The organism is Salegentibacter sp. UBA1130 (assembly GCF_002311535.1).
GTDB classification, from domain to species: Bacteria; Bacteroidota; Bacteroidia; order Flavobacteriales; family Flavobacteriaceae; genus Salegentibacter; species Salegentibacter agarivorans.
In genome coordinates this window covers 40,563-63,129 of record NZ_DCAP01000006.1, presented here as the reverse complement: position 1 = coordinate 63,129, position 22,567 = coordinate 40,563, and the positions used below count along the sequence as shown (strand labels likewise).

Sequence of the window (22,567 nt, the reverse complement as noted above, 5' to 3'; positions counted from 1 at the left end):
TTTAAGTCTCGATTACCGAGTAAAATTTAAGTGTTAGTTGATAGTGGGCCTTATGGTTCAGTAGAGATGCGAAAAGCCCCGTTTTTACCTGTATGGTGAAAACGGGTTTTTTGTTTTTTGGCGGTTTCTACCCAACGGGATACATAACTATGGTAGTTGCTTCCGTCGGCAACAATTATTTTTGGATTTAAACATCCAATTAGCCGTTCTAAATTGATTTTAGGAGAATTCCGAAGTAACACCAGGTCAGGCTTAAAATTGTTTAACTTGTAAACTCTAGTGCTATCGACAATTAAAACCATAGTTTCAGAAAATGCTAAAATATTCTGGATTTGCTTTTCTTCAATTTGATTGATATTCCGTCCGGTTTTATAATCTTTTAAACGGATTTTCCTCTTGAATTTCATTAGCTAAATTATGATATAAAATTAGCTTTTTATCTTTTTGAATACCTATCATAGTTTTTCTCGGCTTATGAAATACTATACTTTCTGAAGTTGAATTCTGCATTTTGCTATAGAGCATGCTGTTTTGAAATATTAGAATTCGGCAGAGAAAGAAAACAAGATTTCTGAAGCTTTTTTGATAGAGTAAAAGAATAAAAGAGATAATCAATAAATAGGCACTGAGGTTTTGCCAAATATTAAAGTGAATATCGGTAAACACAAACTCTTCTTTTCCCGCCACCCAGGATATAAATTGATTCATTAAACTGATGAGTTTTCCATAAGTTTCAGCGATAAAATTTGGCAGTAAATTCAGTAAAGAAAGTAGAATTACCAAAATGCTCAGTCCTAAAATAATTCCCAGTACCGGTAGCACAACCAAATTGGAAAGGAAAAATAAGCCCGGAAACTGATGAAAATAAAATAAACTTAAAGGTAAAACTCCAATTTGCGCTGCTATACTTACGCTTAATAATCCCCAGAAGTACTTTGTGATTTTAAATTTTGGTTGCCAGAGCTTAAATAATTTAGGCTGAATGGTAACAATTGCAAAAACCGCAAGATAACTCAGTTGAAAACCCACCTGAAATATGAAATAGGGATTTACAAGCAGTAAAATAAACAGCGAAATAAATAAACTGTTTAAAACACTGGTTTTTCGCCGCATTTGCATCCCGATAGCGATAAAAGAAAACATCGTTACGGCTCGAACCACTGATGGCGAAAGCCCGGCCAAAATTGCAAAGCCCCACATCAATATTATTAAAAGAATGGTTTTGAATATTAATCCGTTTTTGAAGTAATTGAAGGGTTTAAAAAGCCAGTTTAAAATGAGTAAAATAATCCCCACGTGAAGTCCCGAAACCGCTAGATTGTGAATGGCACCCGCGGCGGCATATTCTTCGTAGATTTCCTTTGAAATATCCTGTCTTTGCCCCAGCAATAAAGCCTGTATTATTGCAAGCTCATTTTTTTCTATTTTGGTTTCAGGGAGTTTTTTAATAATTTTTTCTCTCAATTTCGAGGCATAACTAACCGCAGATTCTTCCTTTTCGTTTATAATCTTTATTTCAGAATCGCCAACTTGTAACTGCTTTTCTACCCGTTGTTTCTGCATATAGTTTCGGTAATTGAAGCGATATGGATTTAGCGGTTCGGCAATATTTTTTAGTTTATAAGGAACAAGTAGTTTCATTCCCGGGACCAATTCTTTATTTATTGAATCTTTTGAAATACTCAATAGAATCTTTCCTTTTACTGCCCTTGAATTTTCTGTAGAAAAAATCTTTTCAACTTCAGCGAGATAGGGTTCGTTGTAAAGGTTTGGTTTAAGACTTTCGGTAATGCGAATTTGCATTATTCCAGCTTCAGAATCTTCAAGATGTATATAATGATTTGCCTGGTTATTGGGCTGGTGAAGAAAAGCTGTTGCAACTCCCAGGGTGAAAATTAAACTCCAGGTAATTATTCCGAAGAAAACATCATCAAATATTTGTTTACGTGCCCTTACAAAACCTGCAATGAAAAGAAGAAATAAACAACCAAAAAATGTAAAAAAAGCAGTGCCGGGAATTTTAAATGAAAATCCGGTGATTATTCCCAGGAATAGGAATAGAGAAAGTTTAATTATGGTGAAATTCAAAAATTGCATCCCTATTGTTTTTTGTAGGGCGGCAATTACTTTTGAAGATACTAAAAATTATAAAATTCGGCGAGCCATTACAAAAGTATCATTCCAATAAGGTTCTGAAAGTGAAGAAATAATAACTCCGCGAGAGGTGGAGGAGTGGATAAAATAAATATTGTCCCGTTCCTTTTCTACTACTAAACCAACGTGGTTAATTACTTTTCTGTTTTTGTTGGTTTCAAAAAACAATAAATCGCCGGGGGTTACCTCTTTTATATAAAGCCGTTCGCCTTCTAAAGACATGGCGCGGGAAGTTCTGGGAACAGCGATATCTTCTTCTAAAAACGCTGTAAATATGAGTCCGGAGCAATCCATTCCTCGTTTGGTAGTGCCGCCATACTTATAGCGCGTGCCTTCAAAAGTTTTGGCTTTAGATATGATGTTATAAACTTTTTTGTTTGCAGGTTCAATTTCAGTATTTCTTGAATCAGAAACTCTTTCAGAACGATTATCATCACTTTTAGTGGTAATAATCTTGGAGCGTGAGCTTCCGCAGGAAATAAGGCTTAGGATAAAAAAGCCTAAAAAAAGTGACTTAAAAACTTTCTGCATAGTTCAATTTTTAATCGCTTCTACAATAAGTTGAGCTGTTTTCTCGCTGGCGCCTTTTCCGCCCAGTTTTCTCTCCAGTTCAAAATAATCTTTAAAGATTCTCTTACGATTTTCTTCGTCCAGTATTTTCTTAAACTCTTTTTTTAGCGTTTTCGTATTAAAATCGTCCTGAATTAATTCTTTTACAACCTCCCGTTTCATAATAAGATTTACCAAAGAAATATAATCAAGGTTTACTATTCGGCGAGCAATTTGGTAAGAAATATAGTTGCCTTTATAGCAAACCACTTCAGGAATTTTAAATAATGCGGTTTCTAAGGTTGCCGTGCCCGAGGTTACCATAGCAGCGTGCGAGAGGCTAAGTATATCGTAAGTTCTGTTCATTATTAATTTTATATTTTTTTGCTTAATAAAGGGAGCGTAGAACTCTGCATCCTGGCTGGGAGCACCGGCAATTACAAATTGATATTGGGGAAAATCTGGGGTAATACTTAACATAACCTCCAGCATTTTTGAAATTTCCTGTTTTCGGCTTCCGGGTAATACTGCAATTATTGGCCTATCGTCTAATTGATATTCTTCTTTTACTGCCTTCACATCGGGAAGATCTTTTTGGCCAATGGCATCAATAAGCGGGTGGCCTACAAAATGAACGGGGAAATTATGTTTTTCTTCATAAAATTCTTTTTCAAAAGGCAGGATTACGTACATATAATCTATATCGCGCTTTATTGCCTGAATTCGGTTTTCTTTCCAGGCCCAAATTTGCGGAGAAATGTAGAAATGTGTCTGGTAACCCTCCTTTTTTGCCCATTTAGCAATTCTTAAATTGAAGCCGGGATAATCTATAAAAATAATGGCGTCTGGATTAAAAGCGCTAATATCTTTTTTGCAAAACGAAATATTACTTAAAATGGTTTTTAAGTTAAAAAGTACTTCGGCAAAACCCATAAAAGCAAGTTCCCGGTAATGTTTTACCAGTTCACCTCCCTGCGCCTGCATAAGATCACCACCCCAAAACCTAAATTCAGCTTCGGGATCGGTTTGTTTTAAAGCGCGCATTAGATTAGAAGCGTGAAGATCTCCAGAAGCTTCTCCTGCTATTATGTAATATTTCATATTTATAAAATTTATCCCAGTTTTGGCATTGAACACAAACTTATAATTATTACCAATTTTCGGGTTCAGTAGCAGCTGATTTCATTTAAACTATTTTTGTAATGAAAATGGTAATTGCTGCTATAATACTAGCCAAAAGTACACCTCTTGCGTGATAGATTTGTTTTTTTCTAAGGAAGACGAAAAAGGGTAGAAAATTTAAAATAGCTCCCAGAGCAATGAGCTTGCCAATATAACCTTCAGCAATTGCATCGTCTAGCGTTTCGTCTATTCCCATTTCTGAAAAAAGTAGGATATAAAGAAAAATGCCACCAATATTGGCAGAAATTCCGGTTAAGAATCCTATAAAAATATTTTGCTTAATCATTAAGTTCCCAATTATTTAAATCGTCTAAAAAGTGATGGGCCGTGAGATCAAATTGTACGGGAACTACCGATACATACCCTTTTTCAAGCGCCCATTCATCGGTGTCTTCGCCTTTATCTTTATTCACAAATTTCCCCGTAAGCCAGTAATATTCACGTCCCTGCGGATTGGTTCTTTTATCAAATTCTTCTTCCCATTGTGCGTTGGCCTGCCGGCAAACTTTCATTCCTTTAATTTCTGAAGCGGGAAGTTTTGGAATATTTACATTTAAAACTACCCCTTTTGGAAGTCCGTTTTTAATAACATTTCTGGTAATGGCTTTTACATATTTCCTGGCAGGTTCAAAATCGGCATTTAACGAGTAATCTAATAATGAAAATCCAATAGCGGGAATTCCTTCTACACCAGCTTCTACAGCAGCACTCATAGTCCCCGAATAAATTACGTTTATAGAAGAATTTGAACCATGGTTAATTCCGCTTACACAAAGATCTGGTTTCCTGTGCAAGATTTCCTGTGTAGCAATTTTCACACAGTCTGCGGGAGTGCCCGAGCAGCTGTATTCTTTATGCTTATAATTTTCCTTAATAGTAACCTGTTCGCAAAATAAAGTATCGCTAATGGTTATAGCGTGTCCCATTCCGCTTTGTGGGCTATCTGGTGCCACTACTACTACATCACCCAGTTCTTTCATTACCTCAATTAAAGTCCTTATTCCGGGAGCGGTAATACCATCGTCATTAGTAACCAGTATTAATGGTTTTTTCTTTGTCATAGCCTATTTTTTATAGGAGCTAAAATAGTAATTTCAAGAAGAAACCTTATCTTAGTAGTTTAACAAATTATTATTACCTGTTAGCTTTATTGGCACAATTTTTAATGTATTTTGGGGAGCTGTTAATGATGAAATTTATGTTATTTATGAAAAAGAATTTTAAAATCCTGGTGGTAGTGCTTTTAATGGCTGCTACTTCCTGTAGTTTTACTACTAAAAAATTCGACGATCCTAATAAAGACAAACTTCTTATAGATCTTATTACCTATGTGCTTAATGAAGGGCACTATGATGCAAGAGAGATTAATGATGAATTTTCTGAAGGGGTTTACGATAAGTACCTTGGTGGCCTGGATGGTTCTAAGCGCTTCTTCTATGCCAGTGATGTTGAAGAGTTTAATGAATACAGGGATAAAATAGACGACCAGATTAAGAAAAAGGAAATTGGCTTTTTTGATCTTACTTATAATAGACTTCAAAAACGGTCTGAAGAGGCACGAAAAATCTACAAAGAAATCCTTGAAAAACCTTTCGATTTTTCTGAAGCTGAAGATATAAATACAGACTTTTCTGAAGCTGAGTATGTATCTTCAAAAAAAGAACTAAAGGAGCGTTGGAGAAAACAACTTAAATTTTCTACTCTTATCACTTATCACGATAAAGTTGAGGAAGAGGAAATGAAAAAAGAAGAAGACTCTGAATATGAAATGAAATCTAAAGAAGAACTTGAAAAAGAAGCCAGGGAGGTGACTTTAAGTTCTTTAGACGAATATTACGATTTCACAGATGATTTGGAGCGTAAAGATTACTTTTCAGTTTATTTAAATGCTATTGTAGAATCTTTTGATCCTCATACACTATATTTCGCACCACAGGATAAGGACAGGTTTGATATTGCAATGTCTGGAAAACTGGAAGGAATTGGCGCCCGTCTTCAAAAGAAAAGCGACAATATTACCGTAACCGAAGTTATATCTGGTGGTCCTGCCTGGAGAAGTGAAGAACTTTCTGAAGGAGATGAGATATTAAAAGTACAGCAGGAAGATGAAGAAGACCCTGTGAGTATTGTAGGAATGCGCCTGGAAGATGCGGTGGATCTGATTAAAGGCCCAAAAGATTCTAAAGTTACCCTAACAGTTCGTAAAAAGTTAATGGGTAATATTGAAGAAATCACTTTAACGCGTGACATTGTTGAAATTGAAGAAACCTATGCTAAAACTGCTATGGTTGAGCAGGAAGGGAAGAATTTTGGGATAATAAATTTGCCGAAATTCTACTTTAATATGGAAGATTATGAAGAGCGAAATGCTGCTTCAGATATCAAAAAGGATATCATTCGTTTAAAAGAAAAAAATATGGACGGCCTTGTGCTGGACCTTAGAAATAACGGTGGAGGCTCTTTAAAAACAGTAGTAGATATTGCCGGACTTTTTATTGAAGAAGGGCCAATTGTTCAGGTTAAATCTAACGGACAGAGAAAAGATGTACTTTCAGATGAAGATCCGTCTGTACTGTGGGATGGTCCTTTAGTTATTCTTGTAAACGAACTTTCAGCTTCGGCTTCAGAAATTCTGGCGGCTGCAATGCAAGACTATAAGCGTGCAATTATTATAGGAAGTAAACAAACCTATGGTAAGGGAACCGTACAAAATGTGATAGATCTTAACCGTTGGTTAAGAAGTAATGAATTTGGAGATGTTGGTGCACTTAAACTTACTACTCAAAAGTTTTATAGAGTTAATGGTGGTTCTACCCAGTTAGAAGGGGTGAAAAGTGATGTGGTGGTGCCAGATCGTTATAGTTTTGTAGATATTGGCGAGAAAGACCAGGATAATCCATTACCGTGGGATAAAATAGATCCTGCTAAATATGAAGTTTGGGATGGTTATGTAGATTTTGAAAAAACTATTGCAAACAGTAAAGACCGAATGAACGCTAATGAGCAGTTAAAGCGTATTGAACAACATGCTAAATGGATTAAAGACCAAAGTGAAAATAGTGCACATTCCCTTAATTTTGAAGAATACGCGGCAACCGCTGAAAGAAATCAGGAAATGGCAAAAAGCTTTGATTCTATAAATGATTATAAAACCAATCTGACATTTACTTCTTTACCCTATGAAGAAAAGATGTTTGAAAACGATACTATTCTAAAAGAAAAGAGAGATCGTTGGCATAAGAATTTAAGTAGGGATGTTTACGTTGAAGAAGCAATTCACGTACTATCTGATATGCGAAAAAATAATATTAGAGAAGATAAATTAGCGAAAGTAAGAGACTAGTTTTCTTCTAAAAAGGTAAAAGCGCTTCAGCAATGAGGCGCTTTTTTTATGTGATAATTAATTAACTGAAGAAATCTGAGTAAGCTTTATTACCAAAAAGTTTAAATTTGCTGTATGCTGAAAAGAAAATATATTTATCCGCTAATCATTCTGGCAGTTGCCGCTGCTTTATTGTTAGCAGAGCGATGTAATTAGAAAGACATCCTGTCTGAATCCAGTTTGACAAAAATAAATAGGAGAATTGTAAATGCCCAAAGTCCTGAACCTCCATAACTTAAAAATGGTAAGGGAATTCCAACTGTAGGAAAAATGCCTATAACCATGCCAATATTTACAAGGAAGTGCATAAAGATTATTCCTATTACCCCATAACCGTAAACCCGGTTAAAAGTTGAACGCTGCCGCTCTGCCATATAAAGTAGACGCAACATAAGCAGTATAAACAGGGCAAGAATAAACGTGCTTCCTAAAAAGCCCCATTCTTCACCTACCGTGCTAAAAATATAATCGGTATGTTGTTCAGGCACAAAATGACCTTTGGTTTGAGTTCCTTCTGTCCAGCCTTTTCCGAATAATCCGCCGCTGCCTATTGCAATTTCACTTTGGTTAGTATTATAACCAATACCACGAGAATCTACTTCTTTGCCTAATACAATATTAAATCTATCCCGGTGATGCTGTTTAAAAACATTCTCAAATACATAATTTACTGAAAGCGAAAATCCAACTGCAACCGCTGCAAAAAATAAATATTTTAAAATGTTAGGTCTTCTTTTTCGGTTTTTAAGATAAACCAGTATTGCAATTAGTAATATTCCGCCAATTACCCACAAGGGGCCGAATGCCAGTGTGGCTACAAAAAGAATAGCAGCGAAAAACCCGAGTAACAAATAAGCAAAATGCAGTCCCTCCCTGTACAGTGCAAATGCAAATGAAAAATAGACCATTGCACTACCTGCATCGGGCTGTAAGAGCACTAAGATCATTGGCAGGGCAATAATTAAAAATACTCGTAATTGATGCTTAAAATCTTTAATATTTGTTTGTATACCACTTAGATATTTTGCTACGGCCAAAGCGGTGGCTGCTTTTGCAAATTCTGCAGGTTGAATACTAACTGAGCCAATTTGGTACCATGCAGTCTGCCCGGCAATGGTGCTTCCAAAAACAAATAATCCTGCTAAGCTTAAAAGGCTTGTGGCATAAATTACACTAGAAAACCGCTGGTAAAATTTTGCTTCAATTGAAAGGATTAGAATAATAAGGAAGATGCTTAATGCTATAAACAGGGCCTGCCTGCTATAAGGAGCGTCCATATTAAAAAAATCAATAGGGCTGCCGGAGCCCAGAGACGCCGAGTAAATATTGGCCCATCCAAAGCCTACTAATAAAAGGTAAATTAATATAGTAATCCAATCAAATCCTGCTACGCTTTTACTCATTTACCTATTTATTATAAAAGGTTCTCCACTTAATGGTTTTGCGTACTCTTCTTCAAGACTGTGGCTTAAAATCCAGTCTTCCATATCTGTTCTGGTAATTTCTTTTTTAATATATTTTTCAACCATTAAGCTAGCAATTCTTCCGGCATAACGGCTTCCCCAATATCCGTTTTCCACAAATACTGCAATAGCTATCTTTGGATTGTCTACCGGTGCAAAAGCTACAAAAATAGAGTGGTCTGTAAGTTGGGTGCGTTTCCCATCAATTTTTGTAAAGTTTTCTGCGGTACCTGTTTTACCAGCGATTTCAATTCCGGGGATTTGCAGACTTCTAGCAGTACCATTTTTGTAAACCTGGTGCATACCTTCAACTACAGGGTCGAAATGTTTGGAGTCTACCGTTGTGATGTTTTTTACTGTAAATTTCTCTTCTTTTATAGGATCACCTTCTACAGCTTTTAAAATATGGGGAGTGTAGTACCATCCACGGTTTGCAATAGTAGCCGTCATATTTGCGAGTTGAATGGGCGTCATTAAAACTTCTCCCTGGCCAATGGCATTAGATATTGTTGCCGTAGAATACCATTTGTATGTTGGGTAATTATAAATTCGGTTATAATAATCGGCATCAGGAATTTTACCCGGTCTCCCTGTACTAAGATCATTTCCCATAAACTGACCAAGGCCAAAACTTTTTAAATGTGCATTCCAGGTATCAATCCCTTCTTGTGGGGTGGGAAATTTTTCTATTGTTTTTCTATAAACCTGTGCGAAATAAGAATTACAGGAGTTTGCGATACCCGGCACTAGATCCAGGGGGCTGGGATGAGCATGGCAACCCAAAGGACGCCTGGCTCCGTAATTATAACCGTTGTTGCATGAAAACATGTCTTCGGTATCTATTACCCCTTCCTGCAGCCCAATTAAACCGGTTAAAGCTTTAAAAGGAGATCCGGGAGGGTATTCTGCCAAAAGTCCGCGATCATAAAGTGGTTGTGCAATAGAATCATAATATAGCCTGGTGTAATTTGGAGATCTTTTTCGGCCAACTAATAAAGCAGGGTCGTAATTAGGCGCAGTTACCAGGGAAAGAATTTCGCCACTTGCCGGCTCTATAGCTACAATTCCACCTCGTTTGTTTTCCATTAGTTTTTCGCCATACGCCTGTAATTCGGCATCTAAAGTGATATGTATATCTTTTCCTTTAGTGGGAAGCGTATCGTAAATACCGTCTTTATAAGGGCCAATGTCCCTGTTAAACCTATCTTTTTGAATGTATTTTACACCCTTTTCCCCACGCAGTAATTCTTCGTAAACTTTTTCTACGCCGCTTCTTCCAATAAGGTCACCAGAAATATAATACGGATCTTCATTAACTTTTTTCTGATTCACCTGCGCGATATAGCCTAAAACATTGGCACTATGATCTACCTGGTAATCTCTTAACGAACGTTTTTGAATATAAAAACCTTCATATTTTCGCATTTTTTCCTGTAAATAAGCGTATTCCGATTTTGTTAATTGCGGAATAATTACTGACGGAAGAATAGGAGAGTAGATTTTGGCCTTATCTAAACGGCGCCCTAATTCCTTTGGATCTATACTTAGAATTTCGCAGAATTCAGTAGTATCAAAAGGTTTAAGATTGCGTGGAATGGCCATCACATCGTAAGATGGTTGGTTAGAAACCATCAACTTCCCATTTCGGTCTGAAATATAACCTCGCTGCGGATAATCGTACACCACTTCAATAGCATTATCCTGAGATCTTACCGCAAAAGAATCGTCCATTATTTGCAAATAGAACAACCGGGCAAGAAAAATAATGCCGGTGGTAAGAATAATAATGTAAAGAAGTAATTTTCTCATCTATATTTTTTACTGAAAACAATAAGGCTTAGCATAATAGTAATAACACTGAAGATCCCTGAAAATAACGTTTTTTTGAGGACTATTATTATATGACTAAAGCTGAACATTTCCAAGAAAAACAAGATAAAATGATGAATTATAATACTGATAAAAATATAGCTTAATCTGGCTCCAAAAGGTGTTGTGGAAAGCCTTAAATTTTGATGATCATAGCTTATTCCAAAAGAAAATCGAAGCAAATTTGGCCTAATAAAAGCAATAACCACACAAGCTGCCGCATGAACGCCGCCGCTGTCTTCAAAAAGATCTATACTAAAGCCTAATAAAAAAGACAGTATTAAAAATAAACTCTGATTTGCATTAAATGGATAAAGTAAAATAAATAATACATAAAGGTAAGGATTTATATAGCCCAGGAAATTAATATTGTTAAGTATTAGTACCTGTATAAATACTAATCCTACAAACCTGATTATATTTTTTAAAATACTATTGTTCATCTTCCTTCTCTAATTCCAGTATTTCTTCCCGGTCCAGGTTTTCAATTACATATACATAACCAATGTTGGTCATATCATTAAAAAGCCTAACATTAATATTGTAATAACTCTGGCTTTGGTCCAGTTTAAAATTTTCTACACTACCAATAGGAATCCCTTCAGGAAAAATTAAAGATTTTCCCCCAGTGACTATGGTATCTCCTTCTTTTACGGGTGCCTGTCGTGGCACATCTACCAGCTGAACGATATTAGGATTTTTACCATCCCAGATTAAACTCCCAAAATGATTGGTTTTATTTAACTGTGCGTTAATTTGAGAATCTGAATTTAATATGGAAATTACTCGCGAGAATCTGCTGTTCACACGGTCTACAATTCCAATTACTCCCTTACTTGTTATAACCCCGAACTCAGATTTTATACCGGCTTCTTTTCCCTGGTTTAAGGTTAGAAAATTGTTGGGTTTGGCATAGTTGTTATTAATAACCCTCGCGGTTCTAAAATAGTACGTGCCATCAAAACTGGTGGTATCGGTATAATTTTCTACCGAAATGGTATCGTTTAAATTGGTCAATACGTTACGCAGCTGCTTATTTTCTTCCATTAAGCGCTCGTTGTACTCGTCTAAATGCATGTACTTGTCAAAATCGTTGGCCCAGGAATAGATGCCGCCGGTAAGTACGTTTGCCGAGCTTATAAAACTACTTTTATGAAAAGAATGGGTTTGAATGGTAAAGAATACAGCTAATGCAAGCAGAAACAGGAATAGGATATTATTCTTATTCCGAATAAGAAAATTAAAAATTTGCTGCATAAAACTACTTCTCCTACTTTATCAAAATTCCCTTATAACGATTAAGGGTCTTTAAGCATATTCCGGTTCCTCTTACTACGGCTCTTAATGGATCTTCGGCGATATAAACCGGAAGATCGGTTTTTTGAGATAGCCTTTTATCCAATCCTCTAAGCATAGATCCACCACCGGCAAGATAAATACCGGTATTGTAAATATCGGCTGCAAGCTCTGGAGGGGTTTGAGATAAGGTTTCCATTACCGCGTCTTCAATCCTTAAAATAGACTTATCTAAGGCTTTGGCAATTTCACGATAAGAAATGTTTACCTGCTTGGGTTTTCCTGTTAAAAGGTCACGTCCCTGCACGCTCATTTCTTCTGGCGGAACTTCTAAATCTTCAGTCGCTGCACCAATCTGTATTTTTATTTTTTCAGCAGTACGCTCTCCAACATATAAGTTGTGCTGCGTACGCATATAATAAACAATATCATTAGTAAATACATCACCGGCAATTTTAACCGATTTATCACAAACAATTCCACCAAGGGCAATTACCGCGATTTCAGTAGTACCACCACCTATATCTACGATCATATTTCCTTTAGGCTGCATAATATCTACGCCAATACCAATGGCAGCAGCCATAGGCTCGTGAATAAGGTAAACCTCTTTCCCATTCACACGCTCTGCACTTTCTTTTACCGCACGCATTTCAACTTCTGTAATTCCAGATGGAATACAAATCACCATTCTAAGGGCCGGTGTGAACATTTTCTTTTTAAGCGCCGGAATTTCTTTAATGAACATAGTGAGCATTTTCTCACTGGCATCAAAATCTGCAATTACCCCATCTTTTAATGGGCGAATGGTTTTTATGTTTTCATGGGTTTTTCCCTGCATCATTGCAGCTTCTTTCCCTACTGCGGTTATTTTTCCCGTAGTACGGTCTCGTGCAACAATAGAGGGGCTGTCTACCACCACTTTATCATTATGAATAATAAGGGTGTTGGCAGTTCCTAAATCTATCGCTATTTCTTCAATGAGAAAGTCAAAAAATCCCATGCTTTGTTTGGTATTGAGGTTTGGTAAATGTAATAAAATTAATGTTTAAAATGGCGTGTTCCCGTCATCACCATAGCTATATTATTTTCGTTGCAATAATCTATACTTAACTGATCTTTTATAGATCCCCCGGGCTGGATTACTGCTGAAATTCCTGCGTTACCTGCAATCTCTACACAATCTGGAAACGGGAAAAACGCGTCGCTAGCCATAACCGCTCCCTTTAAATCGAATTTAAAAGATCTCGCTTTCTCTATGCTGTGTGTTAAAGCATCCACACGAGAAGTTTGCCCGGTGCCGCTGGCGCATAATTGTTTGTTTTTTGCTAAAACGATGGTATTCGATTTTGTATGCTTGCAAATTTTTGAAGCAAACAACAAGTCAGATAACTCGGCATCTGTTGGTTTATTGTTTGTAGCCTCTTTTAAATCTTCAAGCGCATCAGTTTTGTTGTCTTTATCCTGTACCAAAACACCGTTCAAACAAGTTCTAACCTGTTTCTGCGGAAGTTCAGTTTCTTTCTGAGTCAATAAAATCCTGTTCTTTTTTCCTTTCAGAATTTCTTCGGCCTCCTTAGAGAAAGAAGGGGCGATAACCACTTCACAGAATAATTTATGAATTTCTTCAGCTGTAGTTTTATCAATTTCAACATTGCTAATTAAAACTCCTCCAAAAGCAGAAACAGGATCACCCGCCAACGCATCTACATAAGCCTGGTGAACCGTGTCGCGTTGAGCTAGACCACAAGCATTATTGTGCTTTAAAATCGCAAAAGTTGGTGCTTCGCCTTTAAATTCGTTGATGAGGTTTACCGCAGCATCAACATCTAATAAGTTGTTGTAAGAGAGTTCTTTTCCGTGCAGTTTTTCAAACATCGCATCAAAATCTCCGTAAAAAGTTCCCTGCTGATGTGGGTTTTCACCATAGCGTAATTCTTTTCCGGTTTGGATACTTGTTTTATAAGCTTTTACTTCGCCTTCAGCATTAAAATAGTTGAAGATTGCCGTATCATAGTGTGAGGAAATATTAAAAGCTTTTCCGGCAAAAAGTTTACGATCTGCAAGGCTGGTATCTCCATTTTTTTCGTCCAGTAAATTTTCAAAATCCTTATAATCTTCTACCGAAGAAACACAAAGCACATCTTTAAAGTTCTTTGCAGCGGCGCGAATAAGCGAAATGCCGCCAATATCTATTTTTTCAATAATATCCTGTTCTGAAGCTCCCGAAGCAACGGTTTTTTCAAATGGATAAAGGTCTACAATCACAATGTCTATCTGCGGAATTTCGTATTCTGCAAGTTCTTTTACGTCACCTTCATTATCCTGCCTGTTCAAAATTCCTCCAAAAACTTTTGGGTGGAGCGTTTTTACCCTTCCGCCTAAAATTGAAGGATAAGAAGTTACATCTTCTACAGGTACAACTTCAATTCCAAGATCTTTTATAAATTTTTCGGTGCCACCAGTAGAGTAAATGGTGATTCCCAGGTTGTTAAGTTTTTTTACAATAGGTTCCAGGCCTTCTTTGCTGAATACAGATATTAAAGCAGATTTTGCTTTTTTTAAGTCGCTCATTGTGTTGTGTTTGTTAAAGTGGCAAAAGTAAGTATTTAACCCAAAAACATAAAAGGCATTTACTTTATTTATCCAGAAATTTTGTAACGAAATTTAAACCCGGGCGTCATACCACTAAGCACATAAAAATCCGGGCTTTATTTACTCGATATCCTGGTATTTATATGTGCCCGGCTGGCAGAATGTTTTAATTTACAATTTAATGCTCCGTGGTTCTGTCCCCGAGCTTTATTTATTATGCTGATATATCTACGCGTACTTAGGGAAAGTTTTAATTTTGCGATAAACGCGCTAAAAAATAATAAGCTAAGAACATTTCTTTCTTTGCTGGGGGTTACTATTGGAATTTTTTCCATTATAGGCGTTCTTGCTGCAGTAGATTCTTTAGAACGTGAAATTAAAGGAAGTTTAAGCGCTTTAGATAACAGCACCATTGTGGTAATGCGTTTTTCTTTTGGCCCCACCGATGTGCCGCAATGGAAACGCCAGCAGTTTCCAGATGTTTCTTACGATGAATATCAATACCTGAAACGAAATCTTCCCAATACCGAATCTATAAGTTTTACAATTGGCGTTCCCGATGAATCTATAAAATATCAGGATGTTACCAGTACCGGTGTTGGAGTTGGCGCTATTACCCACGAATATTACGATATTGAAGCCCTGGAACTGGAAGAAGGTAGGTTTTTTAACGAATCTGAGTCAGTAAGTGGTTCTCCGGTAATTGTGTTAGGGCACGAAATAGCAAATAATCTTTTTGGTGGACTTAATCCTCTTGGTAAGGAAGTGCGTTTATATGGCAGAAAGCTTACCGTTATTGGTGTGCTTAAAAAGCAAGGAGCTAGCTTATTTGGTGGCTCCAGGGATGGCCAGGTGTTCGTTCCTGCAAATATTGTGAGAAGAGTTTATGGAGATAATAATAAGGGTGTTTTCCCGCAATTAATTTTAAAGCCAGAAGATGATGTTGATAATGCCGAATATATGGCAGTCTTAGAACAACAGCTTAGAAATTACCGCGGAATAAAACCTGGCGATATCAATAACTTTTTTATAAATCAACTTCAGGGTTTTGCCGATTTAATAGATAATATTACCGGTCAGCTGAATTTTATAGGATTAATAATTAGCGGATTTTCATTACTCGTGGGCGGTTTTGGAATAGCCAATATTATGTTTGTAAGCGTAAAAGAGCGAACCAATTTAATTGGAATTCAGAAATCTTTGGGAGCCAAAAATAAATTTATTCTCTTTCAATTTTTATTTGAAGCGGTAATCCTGGCTGTTATTGGCGGTCTGGTAGGATTGGGATTGGTTTGGTTGGTTTCTATCGCGGCTTCGCAATTTACCGGCGACTTTGAGTTTGTGCTTTCTTCCTGGAATATGTTTGTTGGCTTTGCAGTCTCAGCAGTAATCGGGTTAATTTCGGGAATAATTCCGGCAATTTCGGCTTCAAAATTAGATCCGGTAGAAGCTATTAGAACAGGAATGTAAAATTCAAGAAATGAAATTAAAATTTAAAGTATTCTATGTTTTAATCTGTCTTTTTACCGCATCAGTTGCCGTTGCCCAAGACGGTTTGATTCTTACTGCTGAAGAAAATAAGGAATGGATAGAAAGTCTTAAAGCTGAAGAAAAACTCAAACAACAATTAAATTCCTTGCAAAAGCGAATAATGGCAGATACAGCCGTAAACTCATCCTCGCATTTTATATGCTTCACAGGCCTTTCTTCCGAAAGGCGAAAAGAAATAGAAGCTAAAACAAAAGCTGAAAAACCAGGTAAAGACTTACATTCTCGTCACCGGCCTATATATCAATTCGTCAATAACGAAGAAGTAATTTATCTTAGCTCCATAAAAGGAAAAACAGCAGAAAATCTGCAAGAATTTCTTACAACCAAAAAGGTTTCTGCTTTGGAAATATATTATGATCAGCCCGAGAACGTTCTATATGGCGTGCGCGGTGAAAGTGGGGCGATTTTAATTAAAATAAAAGAGCAAAAAACTTTTGATTGTTTACAACAATTACTGCTTTAAGTTTTAACTTAAAACTTCAGCCACTTTCTCATTAACCCATTCCAAAAATTCTTCATCTTCCTTAGAAAATGGATCTGGAGTGTGAGAATCTATATCAATCTGGCCAATGTTCTCGCCGTTTAAGAAAAGCGGGACAACAATTTCAGCTTTCACGTTAATGCTACAGGCTATATAATTAGTTTGTGCTTTTACATCTGGCACTACAAAGTTTTCATTAGAAACCGCTACCTGCCCGCAAATCCCTTTTCCAAAAGGAATAATAGTATGGTCTGTAGGTTCGCCTGCGAAAGAACGCAATTTCAATTCGTCTTTATCGCCATTTTTAAAATAAAAACCTACCCAATCATAATATGGGATATTTTCTTTTAAAACCTCACAAACCTGCGATAATCGGTGGTCTACCGATAGATTATCGTTTTCAAGAATAGTTTTAATTTCTGGTTTTAATTTCTGAAATGGCATAGTTGATATTTTGGTGCAAAAGTATTCAAAAATTATAGCAAGCACAGGCTCTTATTTATATAAATTTGTTAAAAACACTCTCTAAAATTGATCAGGTTATTTATTAAATATAAATCGGTTCTTCGTTTCATTTTTATGTTTTTGGGAAGTTACCTGGTGCTCACCCTTATTTATAATCTTTATTTAGAATTCTTTAGGTCGCCTATTTATTTTCCAGATTACATTACTCATCTTGTGGCAAAACAAAGTGAAATCTTAATTAGTAGTTTTGGTTATAACGCGCAAATTTTACCGCACCAGTCAGAACTTTCAATGAAGCTTATTGTTAATGAGGTCTATTTGGCCAGAATCGTGGAAGGCTGCAATGCAGTTAGTATCATTATTTTATTTATCGCTTTTGTACTTTCCTTTTTTGGCCGATTGAAACTCACACTACTTTATCTTTTAGCGGGTAGTGTAATAATTTATGCAATGAATATTATTAGAATTGGTATTCTCGCTGTGGGAATTTACGAGTATCCGCAACATACCGAATTTCTACACAGCATTATATTCCCATTAATTATCTACGGCACCGTATTTTTACTGTGGGTTATCTGGGTGCGTATTTATAGCCAAAAACAGAAATTATGAAACAATTTTTAAGGCTATCAGGCATTGGGGTTTTAGTTATTTTGCTGATTTTGGTGAGGTTTTTTGAGCATCAGTTATTTTACGATCCGCTAATAGATTTTTACCGTTATGGCGGTTATTTAGCAATGGAAGTACCCGAAATTAATTTCCCTAAATTATTGCTTAACCTTAGTTTACGCTACTGGCTAAATACTGCTATTTCCCTGGTAATCCTTTTTGTTAGTTTTCGCGATAAAAATATTGTGAAATTTGCCGCCTTGCTTTTTATCTTACTTTTTGGAATTGGTCTGGCAACATTCAGTGTACTTTATTTTAATTTGAATTTAGAAAATGTAATGGGTTTATTTTATGTACGCCGATTTTTAATTCACCCAGTATTTATCCTTATTTTATTGCCTGCTTTTTATTATTACAGATTAAAAAAACGGGAAAACCTATAATATTGAAAGTTATTCCCAAAAATCTGGAAAGACTTTATTTCAAAATTTTACCTATTTTTGTAGCTGATGAAAAAAGCTTTTCAACATAGCATTTCTATAGCAATGGCATTTTTAGTGCTGTTTTCAACCTTTTCTTTTACGGTTGATAAACATTTCTGCGGAAGCTTTTTAGTAGATAAAGCAATTTTTTCTGAAGCCAAAACCTGCGGGATGGAAATGGAAACTTCAACTGAAGATTCCTGCTGTACCAATGAAAAAGTTGCGGTAGAAGGCCAGGACGAGTTAAAACACCAGTTTGATTCGCTAGATCTAAATCAACAGCTTTTCCTCACAGGCTTTGCTTATTCCTACATTTTTATTTTTGAAGATTTTTCAAAAGAAAATATTCCTTTTAAAGATTATTCTCCACCACTTCTGGTCAAAGACATACATCTCGAAGACCAGGTTTTCCTTATTTGATATACATTTTTGTAAATGTCATCCTGTTTCAAAATGATAAAATCGTCATTGCGAAGCACGACGCGATCTGTTAATATCAGCAGATTACTTCTCCCGATAAACATCGGTATCATAATGACGTTTACAGTTTCATTTTGAGCTATTTCTCATTTGTTTATAGCGCTTAGTTGTTTTATTAATGTATATCAACATTCATGTTTAATAAGATTATAAAATATTTTCTTTATAACCGACTGGTTTCTGTCCTGCTGTTAGTATTTCTAATCGGCTGGGGATTGGTAACTGCGCCTTTTAATTGGGACACCGGGTTCTTGCCAAGTGATCCAGTTCCTGTAGATGCCATTCCAGATATTGGAGAAAATCAGCAAATTGTTTTTACCGATTGGCCCGGGCGTTCTCCCCAGGATATAGAAGATCAAATTACTTATCCGCTTACCAGTTCACTTTTGGGAATTCCGGGAGTGAAATCTATTCGTAGTTCTTCCATGTTTGGTTTTTCCAGTATTTATATCATTTTTGAAGAAGATGTAGAGTTTTACTGGTCAAGAAGCCGGGTGTTAGAAAAGTTGAATTCTCTTCCTGCAGGTTTATTACCCGATGATGTTCAACCAACATTGGGTCCTGATGCTACAGGTTTAGGCCAGGTTTTTTGGTACACTTTAGAAGGTCGGGATAAAGACGGAAATGTAACCGGTGGCTGGGACCTTCACGAATTGCGTAAAGTTCAGGATTATTATGTGAAACTTGGACTAAGCGGCGCAAAAGGAGTTTCAGAAGTAGCTTCTATTGGTGGTTTTGTACAGGAATATCAAATTGATGTAAACCCCGATGCGCTTAAAGCCTACGGTATTGGCATCAACCAGGTAATGATGGCGGTAAAGAATTCTAACCGCGATGCCGGGGCGAAAACTTTAGAGGTAAACAAGGTGGAATACCTGGTTCGTGGTCTCGGTTATATTGAATCTATTGAAGATATTGAAAATACCGTGGTTGCCGAAAATGATAACACCCCGGTACTTATTAAAGACCTTGGCCGGGTAAGTTTGGGCCCTGCCGAACGCCGCGGAGTTTTAGATAAGGGAGGAGCTGAAGTTGTTGGCGGTGTGGTTGTAGCGCGCTATGGCTCAAATCCGCTGGCGGTAATTCAAAACACGAAAGATAAAATCCAGGAAATATCTACCGGATTACCATCTAAAACGCTTTCTGATGGTACCGAAAGTCAGTTAACTATCGTCCCTTTTTACGATAGAACACAACTTATTAATGAAACTATAAACACCCTGGAGCGAGCACTTTCCCACGAGGTACTAATTAGCATTATCGTAATTATTGTACTCGTTTTAAACCTACGGGCTTCCATTTTAATTTCCAGTTTATTGCCGGTTGCGGTGCTTATGACTTTTATCGCGATGCGCTATTTAGGGGTAGATGCCAATGTGGTAGCCCTTTCCGGGATTGCCATAGCCATTGGAGTGATGGTAGATGTTGGGATTGTTTTTGTTGAAAATACCATTCGCTGGCTGGAAATGCCCGAAAATAAAGATCTCCGCGGAAATAAACTCGCCGGAGTAATCTACAAAGCTACCGCTGAAGTAGCTCCAGCGGTAACAACAGCACTGGCCACCACAATCGTGAGTTTTATCCCGGTGTTCTTTATGGAAAATGCTGAAGGAAAATTATTCCGTCCCCTGGCTTTTACCAAAACCTTTGCCTTGGTTGCGGCTTTCCTTATCGGGGTTTTTGTGTTGCCAATGCTTTCGTATTTCTTTTTCAACATTAAAATCAATAAAAAGAAGACCCAGCAAATTTGGAATATCGTTTTAATCGTTTCAGGAATCGCTCTGGCTATTATTTTTAGTTTCTGGTTGCCTTTAGCTCTAACGTTAATTGGAATCGTAAAAATTCTTGAAGAAAGGAATCCACAGTTTTTTGGAAAATATACAAATTTGGTTATTCCCGGTTTAATCCTGGCGGTTACCGTATTCTTTCTGGCTGAAGAGTGGATGCCGCTTGGCTTTCAGAAATCGGCTTTTGCCAATTATATCTTTGTAATTCTTTTACTAAGTATCACCTTGGTGGTATTAATGATGGTGGTGAAGTTTTACGAACCGATCTTAAACTGGTGTTTAACCAATAAAGGGAAGTTTTTAACGCTCCCTATTATTACCATCTTTTTTGGGACGATGATCTGGTTTGGTTTTCCAAAATTATTTGGATTTGTAGCAGGCGGATTTGATAAAGTAGGTTGGAATGTGAGAACAACCCAGGTTTGGAGTGGAATGGCTCACACTTTCCCCGGGGTGGGCAAGGAATTTATGCCATCGTTAAGTGAAGGCAGCTTTTTACTGATGCCAACTACCATGCCGCACGCCGGGATGGAAGAAACCACCAAAACCTTGAAACAGTTGGATATGGCGGTAACCAGTATTCCTGAAGTTGAGGTTGCGGTTGGTAAATTAGGTCGGGCAGAAACCGCTCTGGATCCCGCGCCAATTTCTATGTTTGAAAATATCATTAATTATAAACCGGAATATATTCATGCTGAAGACGGCTCGATGCAGCGTTTTAAAGTTGATGATGAAAACCGTTTTATTCTCAAATCAGGGGACACTTTAACTAATGCTGAAGCTATCCAGCGAGATGTAATCGCTTCAAATTTAATTGAAGATGAAGATGGAAGGTTCTACCGAAACTGGCGTGAACATATTAATAGTCCCGACGACATTTGGAATGAAATTACAAAACGCACCAAACTTCCCGGGGTTACTTCGGCGCCAAAATTACAACCCATAGAAACCCGTCTGGTAATGTTGCAAACCGGGATGCGGGCACCGATGGGAATTAAAGTTTATGGACCAGATTTGAGGACTATTCAAGATTTTGGAATGGAACTGGAGGAATTGCTAAAGGAAGTACCTTCAGTAAAATCTGAAGCTGTTTTTGCCGATCGTGTAGTTGGAAAACCTTATCTGGAAATAGATATAGATCGAAATGCGATTGCCCGTTACGGACTTAGTATTGAAGACGTTCAGCAAACCATTGAAACTGCGATTGGGGGGATGGAAATCACTTCTACGGTAGAAGGCAGGGAACGCTTTCCGGTTAGGGTGCGATATCCCCGCGAATTAAGGAATGATCCTGAAAGTATTAAAAACATTCTGATACCGACTTCGGATGGGGCTCAAATCCCGTTAGGAGAGCTTGCTGAACTTAAGTATGAGCGCGGGCCGCAAATGATAAAAAGTGAAGAAACTTTTTTAACCGGCTATGTCCTTTTTGATAAACGCGACGGTTTTGCCGAAGTAAACGTGGTGAATGATGCCCAGCAGCATATTCAGGATAAAATTGATGCTGGCGAACTGCAAGTGCCGCAAGGGATTAGTTATAAATTCTCCGGAAATTATGAAAACCAGGTACGGGCTGTAAAACGTTTGGCAATCTTAATTCCTATTTGTTTGCTTATCATTTTCCTGTTGCTCTATTTTCAGTTTAAAAGCATTATTGCTTCAACAATCCATTTTTCAGGAGTATTTGTGGCCTTTGCCGGCGGCTTTATTATGATCTGGCTTTACGGGCAGGGCTGGTTTATGGACTTTGATATGTTCGGCACCAATATGCGTAGCCTTTTTCAAATGCAGGAGGTCAATTTAAGCGTAGCAGTATGGGTTGGATTCATCGCTTTGTTTGGTATTGCAACCGATGATGGCGTATTGATGGGAACTTATATTCACCAGGTTTTTGAAAGAAAAAATCCAAAAACAGTTTCAGAAGTTCGGGAAGCGGTGATGGAAGCCGGTTTAAAACGGGTACGCCCTGCAATGATGACCACGGCAGTAACAATCATTGCGCTTTTCCCGGTACTCACTTCAACCGGGAAAGGATCTGATATTATGGTTCCAATGGCCATTCCAATTGTAGGTGGGATGTTGATCCAGATTATGACAATTTTCGTAGTGCCGGTTTTACAGGCCATATGGCGGGAGAATGCTTCTTCCAATTCCACAGAAGAAAATGGAGAACAACCAGCAACAATTCAGTCATAGAATTTCTGAAAGAAATAAGAATTAGA

At 37.2% G+C, this 22,567-nt stretch carries 19 protein-coding genes; 7 read left to right on the top strand and 12 right to left on the bottom strand.

The genetic code is table 11. The annotated features are described in order from the left end of the window. Window positions 1-50: 50 nt before the first annotated feature. The 6 genes from B4F31_RS01670 to surE form a co-directional block, all read right to left on the bottom strand. Window positions 51-407 (bottom strand): hypothetical protein, encoded by a 357-nt coding sequence (locus B4F31_RS01670; protein ID WP_083634142.1) that lies wholly within the window; start codon window positions 405-407, stop codon window positions 51-53. Further along, window positions 370-2,097 carry a ComEC/Rec2 family competence protein gene (locus B4F31_RS01665; RefSeq protein ID WP_286760465.1) on the bottom strand — a complete coding sequence of 576 codons (1,728 nt, stop codon included), beginning with the start codon at window positions 2,095-2,097 and terminating at the stop codon, window positions 370-372. The genes B4F31_RS01670 and B4F31_RS01665 overlap by 38 nt, the downstream gene beginning before the upstream one ends. 48 nt (window positions 2,098-2,145) lie before the next feature. Continuing rightward, the gene (locus B4F31_RS01660) at window positions 2,146-2,685 is read right to left on the bottom strand and encodes a C40 family peptidase (RefSeq protein WP_093303364.1); all 540 of its coding nucleotides are present in this window, start codon (window positions 2,683-2,685) and stop codon (window positions 2,146-2,148) included. 3 nt (window positions 2,686-2,688) lie between these two features. After that, the gene (gene lpxB, locus B4F31_RS01655) at window positions 2,689-3,804 is read right to left on the bottom strand and encodes a lipid-A-disaccharide synthase (RefSeq protein WP_286760464.1); all 1,116 of its coding nucleotides are present in this window, start codon (window positions 3,802-3,804) and stop codon (window positions 2,689-2,691) included. Window positions 3,805-3,889: 85 nt separating this feature from the next. Continuing rightward, window positions 3,890-4,171: a hypothetical protein gene (locus tag B4F31_RS01650; RefSeq protein WP_286760463.1), complete on the bottom strand. Its 282-nt coding sequence runs from the start codon at window positions 4,169-4,171 to the stop codon at window positions 3,890-3,892. Continuing rightward, complete coding sequence (gene surE / locus B4F31_RS01645; protein ID WP_075325851.1) at window positions 4,164-4,946, bottom strand: 5'/3'-nucleotidase SurE; 783 nt, start codon at window positions 4,944-4,946, stop codon at window positions 4,164-4,166. The genes B4F31_RS01650 and surE overlap by 8 nt, the downstream gene beginning before the upstream one ends. Window positions 4,947-5,092: 146 nt before the next feature. On the opposite strand from surE, the gene B4F31_RS01640 reads away from it, so the two are divergent. Further along, window positions 5,093-7,228: a carboxy terminal-processing peptidase gene (locus B4F31_RS01640; RefSeq protein WP_093303519.1), complete on the top strand. Its 2,136-nt coding sequence runs from the start codon at window positions 5,093-5,095 to the stop codon at window positions 7,226-7,228. 191 nt (window positions 7,229-7,419) lie between these two features. On the opposite strand, the gene rodA is transcribed toward B4F31_RS01640, so the two are convergent. The 5 genes from rodA to purH all read right to left on the bottom strand — a co-directional run bounded on the left by rodA (window position 7,420) and on the right by purH (window position 14,469). Then, the gene (gene rodA, locus B4F31_RS01635; protein WP_075325852.1) at window positions 7,420-8,670 is read right to left on the bottom strand and encodes a rod shape-determining protein RodA; all 1,251 of its coding nucleotides are present in this window, start codon (window positions 8,668-8,670) and stop codon (window positions 7,420-7,422) included. Then, window positions 8,671-10,539 carry a penicillin-binding protein 2 gene (gene mrdA, locus B4F31_RS01630; protein ID WP_286760462.1) on the bottom strand — a complete coding sequence of 623 codons (1,869 nt, stop codon included), beginning with the start codon at window positions 10,537-10,539 and terminating at the stop codon, window positions 8,671-8,673. A 492-nt stretch (window positions 10,540-11,031) separates the two neighbouring features. Beyond that, entirely contained in the window at window positions 11,032-11,856 is an 825-nt protein-coding gene (gene mreC, locus B4F31_RS01620) for a rod shape-determining protein MreC (RefSeq protein ID WP_075325855.1), read from the bottom strand. Window positions 11,857-11,869: 13 nt separating this feature from the next. Then, a complete protein-coding gene (locus tag B4F31_RS01615) occupies window positions 11,870-12,898 on the bottom strand; it encodes a rod shape-determining protein (protein WP_057482684.1) in 1,029 nt (342 codons plus the stop codon). A gap of 38 nt (window positions 12,899-12,936) precedes the next feature. Beyond that, on the bottom strand, window positions 12,937-14,469 hold the full coding sequence (gene purH, locus B4F31_RS01610) for a bifunctional phosphoribosylaminoimidazolecarboxamide formyltransferase/IMP cyclohydrolase (RefSeq protein WP_075325856.1): 1,533 nt from the start codon (window positions 14,467-14,469) through the stop codon (window positions 12,937-12,939). Between the two features lie 237 nt (window positions 14,470-14,706). On the opposite strand from purH, the gene B4F31_RS01605 reads away from it, so the two are divergent. Further along, window positions 14,707-15,960: an ABC transporter permease gene (locus B4F31_RS01605; protein ID WP_093303359.1), complete on the top strand. Its 1,254-nt coding sequence runs from the start codon at window positions 14,707-14,709 to the stop codon at window positions 15,958-15,960. A gap of 10 nt (window positions 15,961-15,970) precedes the next feature. Continuing rightward, window positions 15,971-16,504: a hypothetical protein gene (locus tag B4F31_RS01600; protein ID WP_093303356.1), complete on the top strand. Its 534-nt coding sequence runs from the start codon at window positions 15,971-15,973 to the stop codon at window positions 16,502-16,504. A 3-nt stretch (window positions 16,505-16,507) separates the two neighbouring features. On the opposite strand, the gene B4F31_RS01595 is transcribed toward B4F31_RS01600, so the two are convergent. Beyond that, window positions 16,508-16,966, bottom strand: coding sequence for a GAF domain-containing protein (locus B4F31_RS01595; RefSeq protein ID WP_075325859.1), 459 nt, complete (start codon window positions 16,964-16,966; stop codon window positions 16,508-16,510). Between the two features lie 87 nt (window positions 16,967-17,053). Here B4F31_RS01595 and xrtF point away from each other — a divergent pair, with 87 nt between their 5' ends. The 4 genes from xrtF (at window position 17,054) to B4F31_RS01575 (ending at window position 22,541) form a co-directional block, all read left to right on the top strand. Further along, on the top strand, window positions 17,054-17,599 hold the full coding sequence (gene xrtF / locus B4F31_RS01590; protein ID WP_093303354.1) for an exosortase family protein XrtF: 546 nt from the start codon (window positions 17,054-17,056) through the stop codon (window positions 17,597-17,599). Then, on the top strand, window positions 17,596-18,039 hold the full coding sequence (locus B4F31_RS01585; RefSeq protein ID WP_286760461.1) for an exosortase F system-associated membrane protein: 444 nt from the start codon (window positions 17,596-17,598) through the stop codon (window positions 18,037-18,039). Before xrtF ends, B4F31_RS01585 begins: the two co-directional genes overlap by 4 nt. 66 nt (window positions 18,040-18,105) lie before the next feature. Then, the gene (locus B4F31_RS01580; RefSeq protein WP_075325862.1) at window positions 18,106-18,498 is read left to right on the top strand and encodes an HYC_CC_PP family protein; all 393 of its coding nucleotides are present in this window, start codon (window positions 18,106-18,108) and stop codon (window positions 18,496-18,498) included. A 194-nt stretch (window positions 18,499-18,692) separates the two neighbouring features. Beyond that, complete coding sequence (locus B4F31_RS01575) at window positions 18,693-22,541, top strand: efflux RND transporter permease subunit (RefSeq protein ID WP_286760460.1); 3,849 nt, start codon at window positions 18,693-18,695, stop codon at window positions 22,539-22,541. Window positions 22,542-22,567: the final 26 nt, after the last annotated feature.